Source organism: Deltaproteobacteria bacterium (assembly GCA_016210005.1).
Taxonomy (GTDB): domain Bacteria; phylum Desulfobacterota; class Binatia; order HRBIN30; family JACQVA1; genus JACQVA1.
Genome location: JACQVA010000115.1, coordinates 1 through 15,718, shown reverse-complemented (window position 1 = coordinate 15,718; position 15,718 = coordinate 1). Strand labels below are relative to the sequence as shown.

At 65.2% G+C, this 15,718-nt stretch carries 13 protein-coding genes; 9 read left to right on the top strand and 4 right to left on the bottom strand.

Translation table 11 applies throughout. The annotated features are described in order from the left end of the window. Positions 1-120 precede the first annotated feature (120 nt). Genes HY699_11050 through maf form a run of 3 tightly spaced genes read right to left on the bottom strand, consistent with a single transcriptional unit; the run spans position 121 to position 2,266 of the window. Positions 121-975, bottom strand: coding sequence for a pyrroline-5-carboxylate reductase (locus HY699_11050; GenBank protein ID MBI4516338.1), 855 nt, complete (start codon positions 973-975; stop codon positions 121-123). Then, on the bottom strand, positions 972-1,664 hold the full coding sequence (locus HY699_11045; GenBank protein MBI4516337.1) for a YggS family pyridoxal phosphate-dependent enzyme: 693 nt from the start codon (positions 1,662-1,664) through the stop codon (positions 972-974). Before HY699_11045 ends, HY699_11050 begins: the two co-directional genes overlap by 4 nt. A 5-nt stretch (positions 1,665-1,669) precedes the next feature. Next, positions 1,670-2,266 (bottom strand): septum formation inhibitor Maf, encoded by a 597-nt coding sequence (maf, locus tag HY699_11040; protein ID MBI4516336.1) that lies wholly within the window; start codon positions 2,264-2,266, stop codon positions 1,670-1,672. Positions 2,267-2,561: 295 nt separating this feature from the next. Here maf and HY699_11035 point away from each other — a divergent pair, with 295 nt between their 5' ends. The 3 genes from HY699_11035 (at position 2,562) to HY699_11025 (ending at position 5,696) form a co-directional block, all read left to right on the top strand. Beyond that, positions 2,562-4,610 (top strand): transglycosylase SLT domain-containing protein, encoded by a 2,049-nt coding sequence (locus HY699_11035; GenBank protein ID MBI4516335.1) that lies wholly within the window; start codon positions 2,562-2,564, stop codon positions 4,608-4,610. Positions 4,611-4,699: 89 nt separating this feature from the next. After that, positions 4,700-5,137, top strand: coding sequence for an MAPEG family protein (locus tag HY699_11030; protein ID MBI4516334.1), 438 nt, complete (start codon positions 4,700-4,702; stop codon positions 5,135-5,137). A 130-nt stretch (positions 5,138-5,267) separates the two neighbouring features. Then, the gene (locus tag HY699_11025; GenBank protein ID MBI4516333.1) at positions 5,268-5,696 is read left to right on the top strand and encodes a hypothetical protein; all 429 of its coding nucleotides are present in this window, start codon (positions 5,268-5,270) and stop codon (positions 5,694-5,696) included. 43 nt (positions 5,697-5,739) lie between these two features. On the opposite strand, the gene HY699_11020 is transcribed toward HY699_11025, so the two are convergent. Beyond that, positions 5,740-6,318, bottom strand: coding sequence for a DUF4124 domain-containing protein (locus HY699_11020; protein MBI4516332.1), 579 nt, complete (start codon positions 6,316-6,318; stop codon positions 5,740-5,742). A gap of 122 nt (positions 6,319-6,440) precedes the next feature. On the opposite strand from HY699_11020, the gene HY699_11015 reads away from it, so the two are divergent. The 6 genes from HY699_11015 (at position 6,441) to HY699_10990 (ending at position 15,592) form a co-directional block, all read left to right on the top strand. Continuing rightward, positions 6,441-6,806, top strand: coding sequence for a hypothetical protein (locus HY699_11015; GenBank protein MBI4516331.1), 366 nt, complete (start codon positions 6,441-6,443; stop codon positions 6,804-6,806). Positions 6,807-6,953: 147 nt separating this feature from the next. Then, positions 6,954-8,414 (top strand): NAD(P)/FAD-dependent oxidoreductase, encoded by a 1,461-nt coding sequence (locus HY699_11010; protein MBI4516330.1) that lies wholly within the window; start codon positions 6,954-6,956, stop codon positions 8,412-8,414. 241 nt (positions 8,415-8,655) lie between these two features. Beyond that, on the top strand, positions 8,656-12,105 hold the full coding sequence (locus HY699_11005; protein MBI4516329.1) for a DUF3883 domain-containing protein: 3,450 nt from the start codon (positions 8,656-8,658) through the stop codon (positions 12,103-12,105). A 156-nt stretch (positions 12,106-12,261) separates the two neighbouring features. Continuing rightward, positions 12,262-13,404, top strand: a complete 1,143-nt coding sequence (locus tag HY699_11000) for an AAA family ATPase (protein MBI4516328.1) — start codon at positions 12,262-12,264, stop codon at positions 13,402-13,404. Further along, positions 13,385-13,999 carry a hypothetical protein gene (locus HY699_10995; GenBank protein MBI4516327.1) on the top strand — a complete coding sequence of 205 codons (615 nt, stop codon included), beginning with the start codon at positions 13,385-13,387 and terminating at the stop codon, positions 13,997-13,999. The genes HY699_11000 and HY699_10995 overlap by 20 nt, the downstream gene beginning before the upstream one ends. A gap of 39 nt (positions 14,000-14,038) precedes the next feature. Continuing rightward, positions 14,039-15,592 (top strand): DUF1156 domain-containing protein, encoded by a 1,554-nt coding sequence (locus HY699_10990; protein MBI4516326.1) that lies wholly within the window; start codon positions 14,039-14,041, stop codon positions 15,590-15,592. Positions 15,593-15,718 lie beyond the last annotated feature (126 nt).

Genomic DNA, 15,718 nt, shown 5'->3' with positions numbered 1-15,718 from the left:
GGGACGCAATTTGTCATTCCCGCGAAAGCGGGAATCCACGGCACCGGCTCGCTACGACCCGCCAAACGCCAAACTGGATTCCCGCTTTCGCGGGAATGACGGCCATAACACCGAACCACGTTACCCACAAATTTGTCGCGCGCGCCCCAACTCCTGCGAACGGCGGCTGGCAGTAACCACCGCAGCGCCAGCCGCCTCTTTGAACCCCCGGGCATCGAGCTCCGTGAGCCCGGCCAGCGTAGTACCGCCGGGAGAAGTAACCTGCGCACGCAACCGCTCGGGCGTCTCCCCGGTCCGCTGCAGCATTGCCGCCGCGCCAGCTAGCGTTTGATAGGTCAACTCCTGGGCCAATTGCGGCGGCAGGCCAGCGGCTATCCCGCCGGCGATCAAGCCTTCGGCAAAGAGGTACACGTACGCTGGACCGCTGCCGCTCAGGCCGGTAACCGGGTCGAGTAACGCTTCCTCGTGAACCGCGACGGCATGGCCGACTGCGCGAAACAGCTTCAATGCCAGTCGTTCATCAGCCGCCGTTGCCCGCGTTCCCCGGACGATCACCGACATACCCTGAGCCAGCAATGCCGGTGTGTTCGGCATCACCCGCACCACCCGCGCCTGCGGCCCCAACCCCCGTTCGAGTCGCGCGGTCGGCACCCCGGCGGCGATCGAAATGAACAGCTTGCCAGGCTTCACTTCGGCCCGCACTCCGTTCAACACCTCGTCGATTATCTGCGGTTTGACGGCAAGGAAAATGACTTTCGCCCGCGCCACCACCGCCCGGTTGTCTTCGGTGGTATTGACCCGCAAGCGCCGCTTTAGGGCCGCACGTTTGGCCGAATCCACGTCGCTGGCGATGATCTTGCCGGCATCGCACAGGCCGGCGCTGATCAGACCTCGGATCAGGGCGGTGGCCATGTTGCCGCCGCCGATGAATCCGACGGTCGGCTTAGGGCTGACCGCTTTCGCTCGCTTCTTCATGTAGCCTTTCCCTCCCGTGGCCCGAAGATGGCGCGCCCGACGCGTACCATGGTAGCGCCCTCGGCGATGGCAACTTCGAAGTCATCGGTCATTCCCATTGATAGCTCGGCCAATGCCATCCCGGTGTCCCGCGCCAGCCGGTCCCGCAAGTCGCGCAGAGCGGCAAAGTACCGCCCCGCCTCGTGCGCCGCAACCGGCGGCGGCACGGTCATCAGTCCTTCTAGTTGCAGGTGGCACAGCCGCCCGAGCGCTGTCACGAATTCATCCGCTTGCGCGGGCGCGACGCCGCTCTTTGTTGCTTCCCCTCCGACATTTATCTCGGCCAGGATCCGCACCGGCCGGCCCCGCCGCGCACCGTATCGATCGAGGGCCTCGGCCAAAGCGAGCTGGTCCACGGTCTGAATAACGTTGAACAGCTCGACGGCGCGCCCGGCCTTGTTGCGCTGCAGGTGTCCGATGAGGTGCCAGCACGCGGGCAAGTCGACCGCGGCAATCTTTGCCGCCGCTTCCTGCACGTAGTTCTCACCGATGTCGGTAATCCCGGCCCGGATGGCCGCCGCCACCAACTCGGCCGGCTTGGTCTTCGCCACGGCAATCAGCCGCACACAGCCCGCGGCGCGCCCCGCGCGCTCCTCTGCACGCGCCACCTGCTCGCGCACCCGCGCGATGTTGCCCGCAATGTCGATCATGCTCCTCAGGCGCTCGCTGCCGCCGCTACGGCCAGCAAGCCGTGGCGCTGGAGCAACTCCCGCACTTCTTCGAGCGGCAGGCCAACCACGTTGCTCCACGAGCCATCTATGGCGGTTACAAAGGCAGCGGCCTGCCCCTGGATGGCGTAGGCGCCAGCCTTGTCGAACGGCTCGCCCGTGTCGAGGTAGGCTTCGATCTCTCCGGCCGCAAGCGCACGAAAGGTCACGGTGGTCGCGACCAGCCGCTCTTCGACCAAGGCATCGGCTGGGCTAGCGAGTGCAACCGCGGTAAGGACGCGATGGCTGCGTGCCGCCAGCATAGTCAGCATACGCCGCGCCTCCGTACGATCCGCGGGCTTTCCCAGGATCGCGCCGTCACAGACTACGACCGTATCGGCCGCTAGCACCCATTGCCCCGGGCGACGCTGCGCCACTTCCAGCGCCTTGTCGCGGGCAATCCGCTGTGCGAAGGCCTCGGCCCGCTCCCCGGCTGCCGGCACCTCCGGCACCGTGCTCGGTACGATCTCGAACTGTATTTCGAGTTGGCCGAGCAATTCACGCCGGCGGGGTGAAGCCGATGCCAGAACCAGCGCAGTCGTCATGCACGGTTGTTGGCCGAAGCCCCGCACCATGTCAATTCGTCCGGTCGTTTGGACGCCGGGGCGGCTGTGGCTCGGCAGCCAGGTGCAGCGAGATGAACACTTCGGGCGGGCGCCAAGCCTTCCTCCTCCACCACCGTCACCAACCGACGCAGAGAGTCTTCCCGATCACGCTCGCAGCGGGTGACTTCCGCGTATACGTTCCTTGCCTAGCGCGCCAAACCGCCATGGGTCACGGTCAAGACGTTGATTCGTCGGGACCGTTTGGACGCCGCGACGGATATGCTACGCACAACCAATGCGGCGATTGGTGCTGGTGGTGGTGAGTGCGGGGATGTTGGCGGCCTGCGGCCGGCTGGAACTCAAGCCGCCGGCGCCCGCGGAGATTGCCGTGCCGAGCGATCGGCGCCGAGCTTTTGCTGAAGCGGTGGAACTGATCGATCATGGCCGTTTTGCCGAAGCGGCACCGCGCTTTCAGGTGCTGCTCCGCGATTATCCCGAACTAGCAGACTATCACCTCCACTATCTCGGCTTGGCCCAAGCCGGCAGCGGCCAAGCTGCTGACGCTACCGCGACGCTACGCCGCCTGCGCTCGGAATACCCCGGCAGTGTGCACTACGAACGTGCCGGCTTAGAACTGGCGCGGGCCGAGCTACAGCTCGGACGCACCGACGCAGCTCGCGCGACCCTGATCGAGGCCGCCCGAGCACAAGCGCCCGACGTAGCCCAGCAAGCTCGACTCGAGTTGGCGCGCGCAGACTTGACCGCTGGCGAGGTGGCGGCGGCCGCCGCTGCCTTGCTGGCTCTGCGGCGTGAGCTGCCGGCCGAGGCGATCGGCCGGCAGGCCAAGACCGAGCTACAGCGCCTGCGCGCAAGCCACCCCGAATTGGCGCCCTCGGTTTCGTCACGCCTGGACGAACTGCGGATCCTGGTGAGCGAGCGGGATTACGGCGCCGCCGACAAGCTTGCGCGCGAATTGGCCAAAGACAGCGGGATCGAAGAGCGCGCCGAGGTCGCCCGCCTGCACACTCAGGTGTTGCTGGCCCTGGGCCGTGTTGATGAAGCTGTGGCGCGGCTCAGGCAGGTGGCGCGGACGGAAGCAGGCGCGGCCGCCGCTGCCACCGAGTTCCGCATCGCCTCGATCTTGTGGAACCGCGACCGCGAGGCCGAGGCGCTGGCTGCGTTCACCGAGCTGCGCCGGCGCCGCCCGCGGGCACCGCAAAGCCTCGAGGCGCTTTACGCTATCGGCCGCATCCACGAGCGCGCCGGCCGGGCAGACCGGGCAATCGCGGCTTACCGCCAGCTGACGCGCAGCGCTCCCCGTCACAAACTGGCACGCGAGGCTCGCTGGCGCGTCGGGTGGATCAAGTACTGCGGCGGCGACTGGCAGGGCGCCGAGCAGAGCTTCGCGGCGCTGGCACAGTGCAGCGATACCGCAGCGTGCGCCGATGCGTTGTACTGGCGCGCCCGCGTGCTCGATCATCAGGCGCGCGGACCGGCAGCACGCGAGCTCTACCGCCGGATCGTGGTCGAAGCGCCGGCAAGTTACTACGCCATGTGGGCGGAGCAACGGCTCGGGCTCGCCGTGGCGGCAAGCACCAGTCCGACGACAGCCGACTTAGCCGGGCCGCCCGCGGGCGCGGATTACCATCTGCTGCGCGCCGCCGAGCTGATGGCAATGGGATTACGTGTGCTGGCCCGCGCTGAATTGACGGCCTATGAACGCGAGCACGTACGCGACGCCAACGCGCTGCGACAGCTGCTGCGCTGGTACCGCGCCGCCGACGGCCACAGCGCCGCCCTGCGACTGGCCCGCCAGCTCGGCGACAAAGCCGGCTTGAGTGCGAACGAGCGACAACTGCTGCTCTACCCGCTCGGATTTCGCAGTGAGATCGAAACGGCCATAACTGCTGCCGGGCGCGACGGCGGCAGCACGCCAATCGCCCCCCTGCTCGTCGCCGCGCTCATCCGCCAGGAAAGCCTCTATGATCCCGAGGCTCGTTCGCCGGCCGATGCCTGGGGCTTGATGCAGCTGCTGCCAAGCACGGCCGAGCGGGTCGCGGGCGCACCCGTTACTACGGCAGAGCTGCGCGAGCCGCGGCGCAACATCGCGCTCGGCATCCGCTATCTCTCCCAACTCCTGGCTCGGTTCGGCGACCCGCTGATGGCCCTGGCGGCCTACAACGGCGGTGAGAGCGCGGTGGAAAAGTGGCAGCAGCGCTTCGCTGGCCGTGAACGCGACGAGTTCGTTGAGTCGATTAGCTTTCGCGAAACCCGTGATTACGTGAAGAAAGTCATCACCGCTTACCGGCACTACCAACAGCTCTACGGCCAGGCCGGCTTCTAAGCGACCTGGCAGTTAGGCTTCACTCTTCCGCGGCTGACTGTGCTAAGAGAGCGCAGCCCCAACGGCTCAATGGGGCGGAGGAGGCGTGCATGGACTTACTAACCCAGTATCCGGCGCTACCAGTTCTCGGCGTCGTGTACCTGATCCTGGTGCTGAAGATGATCGCGGTCGGCAGCTACACCAGCTCGATCCGCCTGCGGCGCGGCGTCTACGCCACGCCGGAAGACTACGAGCTGCAGGGGCGCACGCCGCCCGCTCTGCCCGACGAAGACATCGAGCGCGCGCGCCGCGCTCACCGTAACGACTTGGAGAACATCCTGCCGTTCTTTGGTGCGGCGCTGTTCTACGCGCTGACCCAGCCCTCGATGTTCATGACCCGGGTTTACTTCTGGGGCTTCTGCCTCGCTCGAATTTGCCACAGCGTCTTCTACATCCGGCACCGGCAGCCGCACCGGACCATCGCCTTCAGCGTCGGCCTGATCCTGATGGTACTTATGGTGCTGAGCACTCTGATCTCGCTGCTGTGAGTCGTTGCCGTTATCCGCGTAACCGTCGCCAGAATTCTGACAGCAACTTTTCCGCGGCCGCGGCAAAAAGTGCTGGAAAAATGGTTCCGCCGTCCGCATCATGTGAATTGCTCCCGGTGGTGGAGCGGTGATGAAAGAATTCCTCGACCGTACCGTGCACGTTCGAGGGGGACGCTGGTCGTGGGCGTCAATCGCGTCAATCGCGTTGATGCTCACGGCCACCGTCACGGCGCACGCCGCTGACCCCTTGGGCGAGCGCGGTCGCGAACCGATCCCGGTGCGGGTGCACATCGAGGTGCCCGCCTCGATGACCACGGTGCGTTTGGGGTTGCGGCTCGGCTCCGCCGGGGCGGTGGTCGAGTCCAGCGGGCAGGGATTCAATCTGCTTCTGCGCTCCGGCTCGCAGGCAGAAAGAACACCCACGCCGATGGACCGCTTGGAGCGCTTCCTTGACCGCTCCCCGCTCAACATCGGCGACTTCGGTCCGGCCGAGCCGGGCCTTCAGATCGAGCTATTCCACCCCGGCGACTTCGGCGCCAGCATCAGATACCGCTGGTAAAGCGTGACAGTGATTTGAAACTTCTGGGCGGACTTGTCAGCCGTTAGTCCCACTGGGGCTCGGCATCCACGCTGCCGCCGTCGGCAAAACAGGGGTTGGTGATGGTGGCGTCAAAGTTGCCGCTCTCCCCGGCTTCCAGCGTCGGCGGGGTAACGTCGACTTCCTCGCGCCCGCAGTCCTGTCCCTGTGAGCTGGCGACATGGACTGTTACCCTGACTTGGGCCGCGGCGCGCCCGCCCACGTTCTTGACCACGCCGATGACGTGGCGCGCATCGGCGCTGCGTGGAAACGACTGGTTAGCGGTCAGGATTACCCGCGCCGGGCCCTTGGTGGCCTCTACGGCCGGGGCAGCGGCCGCCGGCGGCTCACCGGAGGAGATCTCGGGCTGATCGGTTCTAGCAGCGGGCTTCGCTTCGGGCTCCTGGGCGCGCCCTCCGCGCTCTTCGTATTTCTGGCCGCCTGCCGGCGGCACGTCGGAGAAGTGGACTACGCCGTTGTCATCGACCCACTTGTACACCGTCTGCGCGTGCAAGCCGGCGCCGGCAATCAACCAGACCGCGCTGATTACCACCGCGGCGCGGCCGTGGCTGCCAATCCACGGGCGGCATTGTCGGGCTCGCATCGCTCGGCACTTTACGAACAGCCGGCAGCCAAGTCAACGCGAGATTTGCCTTTTTTGGCCCCCGAACTTGCCGAGCGTACCGGGGCTGGTTAACTAGGCGACTGGCCCGTGATGGAGGTCCAATGACCGGCAAGGATGCATTACTTACCGCTTTTGACCGCTTGTTCGAGAAGACGGCCGCCAAGCTGCACGTTCACTGTAGCGAGGAGGAAAAGGCCGACGCCAAGCGCAGTTTCACTGCCCGTTTCTCCGCGGCGCTGGACATTGCCGGCGAGGTCACTGTCCCGGAAATCCCTGCCGAAGTCATGACCGCAATGGAGCGGTCCATTGAGCACCTCTCGCCGGCGCAGGTGGTGGGCTATCTCGCTGCCATCCCGCTCGCCCAGCAAGCGCAGGAGATGCTGCGCACCATCGCCTACCGCGCTGCCGAGCAACGCCTGCTCGAACACCTCGCCAGCCAGGCCGAAGACAAGTACGGCGGGAACTGACACCCGTCTGTCGTCACTTTGCAGCCAGCGGTAGCGGTTTCACGCGCCGCCGCTCACGGCGCTGGACCGTTCACAGGCGCTCGGGTAAGAACGCTGCCTCACTGAGATCCCGGCACCGCGCTGGTGCCTGGCTTGGGGAGATATGAGATGGAGAGCTTCGACGCGGTGGTTATCGGTGCCGGCTACGGCGGTGCAACGGCCGCCGCACTGTTGGCTCACTCGGGTCGGCGTGTAGCGCTGCTCGAAAAGACACTGCGGGCCGGCGGCAAAGCCCAGACGATCGACCGCAGGGGTTATCGCTTCGAGATGTTCGGGGCGGTCGGTATCCCGGCCCACAACTCCCGATTCCACGAGCTAGTTGACCTGCTCGGCGTGGCCGAGCGCGTGCCGTTCATCATTCCGCCGGGAGAAGTCGCCTGCGTGCGCTACCAGGCCGCCGGCGGCGAGTGGCGCTCGATGCGCGCCGCGCTGCAGCAAACCGGCACGCCACAAGAGATCGACAATCTGCGCCGCGTCTATGGCGTCACAGACGGCGACCTCGCCGCGCTCGGTGCGCTGTACGCCGCGGTGTTGAGCCTGCAGGGCGCTGAACTCGACGCCCTCGACGACGTCGGCATGCTCGATTGGGTGCGTCCGTTCGGCTTGCCGCCCTCGCTGCTCAGTCAGCTGTGTGTGACCTTGAATACACTCTTTGTAGTACCGGTGAACCGCCTGGCAGCATCGGAGGCGATCTTTACCTTGCGCCAGCTCGTGCTCGGCGGCGCCGGCCGCTATCACCTCGGCGGCTACGGGCGTGTTGCCGAGGTCTGCGCCGAGTACGTAAGCGAGCACGGCGGTCTCTACCGCACCGGCGAGCGCGTGCGGCGCATAGTCGTCGAAGGCGGTCGCGCCGTCGCAGTCGAGACCGACAACGCTAGGCTGCAGGCCCGGGCCGTCCTGTCCAACGCGGGCATCCAGCCGACGGTACTCCGCCTTGCCGGTGGCGAGCACTTTCCCCCCGACTACGTCGAGCGGGTGAAGTTGCTCGAACCCAGCTGGGCGATTGCCGGCAACCGCTACGTGCTCGACGCTGAAGTGTTCGACGCCGCCTTGACGCCGATCTACTCCGACCAGAGCTGGTTGGACGACGAGCGCTTCGCCCGCATGGCGGCCGGAGAGTGGCCGGACGTGCCGCTCATCGCGATCGACGTTGCCTCGGCGTTCGACCCCTCGTTGGTGCCGGTGCCCGGCCACCAAGTTGCGAACTGCCAGGTGTTCTGTTCGGCCGACCCGAACTCGCCGCTGGCCGGCGAGGCGATCCGCCGTGCGGAGCTGGTGCTCGACGATCTGTTTCCCGAGCTCCGCAAGCACATCTTGCGCAAGGAGCCGTACGGGGCCAAACAAATCGCGTCGCTGAGCCGCGACGCGGTACTGCCGGGCTGCGGTGGCGAGGCCGTCGGCCTGGCGCAAGTCGTCGGTCAAGTCGGCAAGTCGAAGCCCGACGCGCGCACGCCACTGCCGGGCCTGTACCTCGTCGGCTGCGACGCCGGCGGCCGCGGCGCCGGCACCCATCAAGCCGTCGACTCCGGCTTCAACGTGGCGGCGATGGTAGACGCCGACCTCGGCTGAGGCCGTGCGGAGCCGGAGCAGGTACAACAATGCGCCCGCGGGCGCGTTGCGCGCCACCTCGCGCTCCAGTGGAAGGAATTTGATCAGCGCCGGAGAACCGGCCGCGCGCGCCGACTCCCGCATTCTCTGAGGGTCAGCCCGGCCGTCCTTGGTAAGAGCGGAGTTGCACACGGCACCACGCTCGCTTCAGAACGGCATCCTCCGGTGATATAGGCCGAGGCCATTCATCGCCGCAGGCGCCATGCAGCTGGACCAGCTCAAACCCAACGTCATCGTTCGTGGCCCGATCTTCCCGGAGCCCGTCCAAGTAATCACGACGGTCGTGATGGGCGAATCGGTCAAACTCATCGGCAAGGGGCTGAAGACCGGCCAGGTGCACGAGCCCATCTTGAATGCCGAGCAACTCGCGCAACTCGAAGCTACTCCCGAGATCGAACCGCTCGACGGCGATCCGAAACACTTCCGGCTCGGGGTCGAGGCGCTGCGCTTGGCTCTAGCCTACGAGTACGACCCGTACTTCTCGCTCTCGATCGCACGCGTCGATCCGCTCCCGCACCAGCTCGAAGCCGTCTACGACTATTTCATGAAGCTGCCGCGGATTCGCTTTCTGCTGGCGGACGATCCGGGCGCCGGCAAGACGGTCATGGCAGGCCTGCTGCTCAAGGAGCTGAAGATCCGCGGCCTCGCGCAGCGAACACTGATCGTGACACCGGCCAATCTCTCGTTCCAATGGCAGCGCGAGATGAAGGACAAGTTCCGCGAAAACTTCGAGGTCATCCGCAGCGACGTGTTGCGCGCAAATTACGGAATGAACCCCTGGCAGGAGAAGAACCAAGTCATCACGTCGGTGTCGTGGGTCTCCCGCATCGAGGACGCCAAGGAAAGTCTGCTGCGCAGCCATTGGGACCTGATCATCGTCGACGAAGCGCACAAGATGAGCGCCTACAGCGCGGACAAGAAGACGCTCGCCTACCAACTCGGCGAGGCCCTCTCGACGATGACCGACCACTATCTCCTGATGACTGCGACGCCGCACAAGGGCGACCCGAAGAACTTCTGCTTGTTCCTCGAGCTGCTCGACCGCGACGTCTACGGCGACGTCAAGAGCCTCGAAGAAGCGATGCGTCGCAACAGCGCGCCGTTCTACCTGCGTCGCACAAAGGAGGCGTTGGTCACCTTCCCCGATCCCGACAGCGGCCAGGTGAAGAAGATCTTTACCAAGCGGTTCGTCCGCACGGTGAACTTTCAGATCGATGACGACGAGTGGGACTTCTACGACGCGTTGACTCGCTACGTGGAGGATCAGTCGATCAAAGCCGCGGCCGACGATTCGGCTCGGGGACGCGCGCTCAGCTTCACCATGGCGATGTTGCAGCGCCGATTCGCTTCCAGCATCTACGCCGCGCGCCGCAGCTTGGAGCGCATGAAGGAGAAGCGTGAGAAGATCCTCGCCGACCCCGAGCGTTACCGGAAGGACCAGATCGAGGCCAAGGTACCCGACGACTTCGACGACCTCCCCGAAGAGGAACAGCAGGAGATCCTCGCCCGCCTCGAAGATGTCGTCGCCTCGGTCGATCCCATCGCGCTCAAGGAGGAGATCCTCCAACTCGACCGGCTCATCGACCAGGCGCGCGTGTTGGAGCAGCGCGAGATCGAGTCGAAGCTGGTGAGGCTCAAGGAGGTGATCACCGACCAGGGTGTCTTCAAGGACCCGACGATGAAGCTGCTGGTATTCACCGAGCACAAGGACACGCTCGACTACCTCGCCGCAGATGGAAAGGACGGCCGGCCCTTGGGTAAGCTCCGCGAGTGGGGCCTCTCGGTGACCCAGATCCACGGTGGCATGAAGATCGGCGACCGGGACACGGCGTACAGCCGCTTGTACGCCGAGCGCGAGTTTCGCGATGACGTTCAAGTGCTGGTGGCCACCGAGGCCGCGGGTGAGGGCATCAACCTGCAATTCTGCTGGTTCATGATCAACTACGACATCCCGTGGAATCCGGTCCGCCTTGAGCAGCGCATGGGCCGCATCCACCGATACTTACAGGAGCACGACTGCCTGATCCTCAACTTCGTCGCCACCAACACGCGCGAGGGGCGCGTGCTCCAACGGCTCTTCGACCGCCTCGATCAGATCGAGAACGACCTCGATCCGCATCATACCGGGACGATCTTCAACGTGCTCGGCGACATCTTCCCCGCCAACCAGCTGGAGCGCATGGTGCGCGACATGTACGCCCACAACCTCACCGAGGAGATCATCAAGAGCCGCATCGTCGAGCAGGTGGATAGCGAGCGCTTCCGCCGGATCACCAACTCCACGCTGGAAGGGCTCGCCAAGCGTGAGTTGAATCTGTCCGCGCTCATCGGCAAGTCGACCGAGGCCCGCGAGCGCCGGCTGGTCCCTGAGGTGGTCGAGGACTTCTTCCTCCAGGCCGGCCCGCTCGCCGGCATTCACCCGAAGGAAGCCAAGGCCGATGCCCACGTGTACCGGGTCGGCCGCGTGCCGCGTACGCTGTGGCCGATCGGCGAGCGCTTGGAGCCGCGTTTTGGAAAGCTCGGGCGCGAATACCGGCAGATTGTGTTCGACAAGACGTTGCTCCCGAAAGATGCGACGTCGGAATGGGTGACGCCGGGGCATCCGCTCTTTGAGACCGTGCGCGAAGACGTGGTCGAGCGCGTGCACGACGACCTGCTGCGCGGCAGCGTCTTCTACGACCTGCACCACGGCGAGCGTTACCGCCTCGATGTGTTCACCGCTGCGGTCAAAGACGGCCGGGGCCACGTGTTGCATCGAAAGCTGTTCGTGGTGCAGACCGACTTGAACGGCGCGATGTCGGTGAAACAGCCGACGATCTTTCTCGATCTGGCGCTGGCGCCAGCCGGGACAGCGGTCTCCAGTAACGACAGCCTGCCGGACCGTCATGCAACCGAGCGGGCGCTGGTCGAGCAGGCGCTCAATCCCTTCCTGGCCGAGGTCGCCGCCGAGCGGGTGCGGGAAACCGAGACCATTGCCGAGCACATCGAGATCAGCCTCAACGAGCTGATCCACCGCCAGAACCTGAAGCTCGGGGAACTGCTGGAGCAGCAGCAGGGTGGCGACACGTCGCCATTACTGGCTGCCAACCTCAAGCAGGCCGAGGATCGCATCGATGAGCTGAATGGCCGGCTGGAGCGCCGGCATCACGAGTTGCAGCAGGAGCGGCAGTGCACGATCGGCGACATTCAACACATCGGCCGCGCGTGGGTGCTCCCCCATCCCGAGCGCACCTCGCCCGGCATCGCGCCAATGGTGCGCGATGACGAAATCGAGCGGATCGCTGTCCAGGCAGTCACCGCGTACGAAGAGGCCAGGGGCTGGCAGGTGGAGAGTGTCGAGGAGCAGAACCGCGGCTTCGACTTGATCTCACGCAAGCCGCATCCTGCGGACCCGAAGACCTGCATCGAAGTGCGCTTCATAGAGGTCAAAGGCCGCGCCGGAGTTGGCGAGGTGGCGCTCACCATGAACGAGTACAAGACGGCCGAGCGGCTCAAGAAGGACTTTTGGTTGTACGTGGCCTTCAATTGCGCCTCGACGCCCGAGCTCCACCTGATTCAGGAGCCCGCGCGCCTTGGCTGGGAGCCCATCGTCAAGGTCGAGCACTATCACGTCGGCGCCGACGCCATCCTCAAAGCGGAGCACGTGTCATGATGTGGTGCGCGATAGTTGACGTGTCCGCGGTACCAGCTTATCTATCCATCACCATCTGCTCCCCGTTCGACACGCCGCAAGGCCACGGGCGGGGTTATCTTTTGTACCTTCTCAACCGGACGAGCCGAGCGACTCGTCGCGCGGGGTGAGCGCAGCATGAGATTCGTACACGTCAAGCTGGAGAATTGGCGTAACTTCCTGCACGCGGACGTTGCACTCCAGCGCCGTATCTTCTTGGTCGGCCCGAACGCCTCCGGCAAGTCGAATTTTCTCGATGCGCTCAAGTTCTTACGCGACGTTGCGGACGAGCAAGGAGGGTTTCAACGTGCCGTGCATGCCCGCCGCGGTGTCTCCCAGATTCGGTCCTTGCACGCACGCCGGTACTCGACCGTGGTGGTGGACGTTGACGTCGATCTCGGATCGAATGAGGTGTGGGGATACCGGCTGGAGTTCACGCAGGACAAGCTGCGACGGCCACTGATCAAGCGCGAGATCGTTCGACGCGAACAGACGATTATCCTCGATCGCCCGGACCGCGAAGACAAGGGTGACCCAAACCGGCTCACCCAGACGCACCTCGAGCAGGTCAATGCCAACAAGGCCTTTCGCGAGCTCGCGCAGTTCCTCGGCGAGATTCGCTACCTTCATCTCGTGCCCCAGCTCGTCCGCGATCCCGATCGGTCGGTTGGGCGAGCCATGGACCCGTACGGCGGCGATTTCCTCGAACAACTAGCCAAGGCCCAGCGGGCGAAGCGCCGGACCCTCGATTCGCGCCTCAGGCGGATTCAGGACGCCCTGCGAGTGGCCGTGCCACAACTGAAGGACCTTGTGCTTGAGCGCGACGACCGTGGCGTCCCGCATCTCAAGGGCTTGTACGAACACTGGCGGCCGAACGCAGGCTGGCAAACCGAAGAGCAGTTTTCGGACGGCACCCTCCGCTTGCTGGGTCTGTTGTGGGTGCTCCTAGACGGTACTGGACCGTTGTTGCTCGAGGAGCCGGAACTCTCCCTCCACGCAGCAGTTGTGCGGCACATCCCCCAGATGATGGCGCGCTTGGCCCGCAAGTCGGGTCGGCAAGTCTTCGTTAGCACCCACTCCGCTGATCTACTGGCCGACGAAGGCATCGCTCCCGAGGAGGTCTTGATCCTTACGCCCTCCCAGGAAGGCACGCGGATCAGCCTCGCCACCTCCGACGCGGAGATCCAGGCGTTGCTGGAGGGCGGCTTGTCGATCGCCGAGGCCGTCTTGCCTCGCACCGCGCCGCAGAATGCGCAGCAACTTGCGCTGTTCGGTGACTGATCTCATGGCGCTGGTGGTGAGCGTTGCGGTCGAAGGGGCGACCGATGTGCCCGTGGCTGAGCGCCTGGTAACACTCGCCGGACTCTCCGTTGGCGCCGTCTACGTAGCGAATGGCAAGGGCCGACTGGACCGGTCGTTGCGCGGGTACAACAACGCCGCACGTTTCGGGCGCTGGTTCGTGGTACGCGATCTTGATCGCGATGCCGGGTGTGCGCCCGACTTTGTGCGGCAGCTTCTCCCGACACCCGCCAGTCACATGATTTTGCGCATCGCGGTGCGTGCGATGGAGGCGTGGCTGTTGGCCGATCGGGAACAAATGAGCCGTTTTCTTGCCGTTCCCATCGACCGCATTCCGGCATCGGCTGACGCGCTTGCCGATCCGAAAGGCGCGTTGGTGGCCGCCGCTAGGCACTCGCGCTTGCGTAGTATCCGCGAAGACATGGTGCCCGCGCCGGGAACGTCCGCCCGCGTTGGGCCAGGCTACCCTAGCCGCATCATCGAGTTTGCCCGCGAGCGTTGGCGCCCGAGGGTTGCCGCTCGCCGCAGCACGAGCCTCGCTGGCTGCATCGCTGCGCTCAAGCGTCACGCAACGTGATCGACACGACGTCGGCGCGCTTCGAACCTCGTTCGTACAATGGACACCCCTCGCTACCCCAAACGCCTCATCGAAGTCGATCTCCCCATCAAGCGCATCTCCGCGCATGCGCGGCGGGAGAAGTCGATCCGGCACGGGCACATCTCGACGTTGCACATCTGGTGGGCGCGGCGGCCGCTGGCGGCCTGCCGGGCGGTGATCTGCGCGGCGCTGTGGCCCGACCCTGCGGACGACCTGTGTCCCCAGTCGTTTCGCGACACCGCGCGAACGCTCATGCTGAAGTGGGCGAACAACCACACCAAGCTGCTCGGCGAGGAGAGCTTCAAGCACTTCGTCGCGATTCAGAAGGCCGTAGGGGCGCACGGCCGTGCGCCCCTACAGGACAACCTCGTGCTGCGCCACGCGCTGCTCGACTTCATCGCCGACTTCGCCAATTGGGACAACTCGACGGTCAAGGAATACCTGGAGACTAGCCGTGCGCTGACGCAGGCCGCGCACGAAGCGCTCGGCGGCGCGCCTGGCACGCGGCCGCTCGTCGTCGACCCGTTCGCCGGTGGCGGCGCCATCCCGCTCGAAGCTCTGCGCGTGGGCGCCGACGCCTTTGCCAGCGACCTCAACCCGGTCGCCGTTCTGCTCAATAAGGTCCTTCTCGAATACATACCGAAATACGGCCAGCGGCTCGCCGACGAAGTTCGCAAATGGGGCGAGTGGATCAAGCGCGAAGCGGAGAACCAACTGGTCGAGTTCTACCCCAAGGACCCCGACGGCGCGACGCCCATCGCCTACCTCTGGGCGCGCACCATCCAATGCGAAGGCCCCGGCTGCGGCGCGGAAGTCCCGCTCATCCGCTCCCTCTGGCTGGCCAAGAAGGCCAACCGCACCGTGGCTCTGCAACTCGTGCCCCGGCCCAGGGCCAAGCGCGTAGACTTCCAAATCATCGTCAAGCAACGCGGCGGCTGGGTGAACCAGGACGACCCGAAAGCCAAAATCGAAGCCCCGAAGTTTGACGGCACAGTCAAACGCGGCTCCGCCACCTGCCCGTGCTGCGGATACACGACACCGGTGCCGCACATCCGCGATCAACTTAGAGCAAAGAAAGGCGGAGCGAACGATGCACGACTCATGTGTGTCGTCAGTTCCCGGCGCGATGAACAAGGCCGCTTCTACAGACTGCCCAGCAACTCGGACATCAAGGCAGTGAGTGGGGCCGCTGCGGAACTGGTGAGGCGCAAGAAAGCCCACCATGGTGAACTTAGCCTAGTGCCAGAAGAGCCTCTGCCGCCGCAAGGCACGCTCGGGTTCCGGGTTCAACTCTACGGAATGCTTGAATGGGGACAGCTCTTCACCTCTCGCCAGCTACTCACCCTCACTACGCTGACCCGAGTAGTCCGCGCAGTGGGTGAGCAGCTTCATGCGGGAAAGAAGGACCAGGCTTTCGCTGAGGCAGTGCAAGCTTGCTTGGCCTGTTGTGTGGACCGCTGCGTGAATCAACTGTCCTCCCTCAGCAAGTGGCACAACGGGCGCGAGGTTGTTGACGGTGTCTTTGCGCGGCAGGCCCTCCCGATGCTCTGGGACTTCGTGTCCTTCCGGTGAGCATGCATAGCTCGATTTTCCCGGGGCGATCGGTTGCGACCGGGCCACCGAGACGGAGCGACGGATCAGCGGGGTGGGAACCGGCTGCGCCGCCACCGGTCAGCGCGGCGGGTCGGGGCCGGTGTT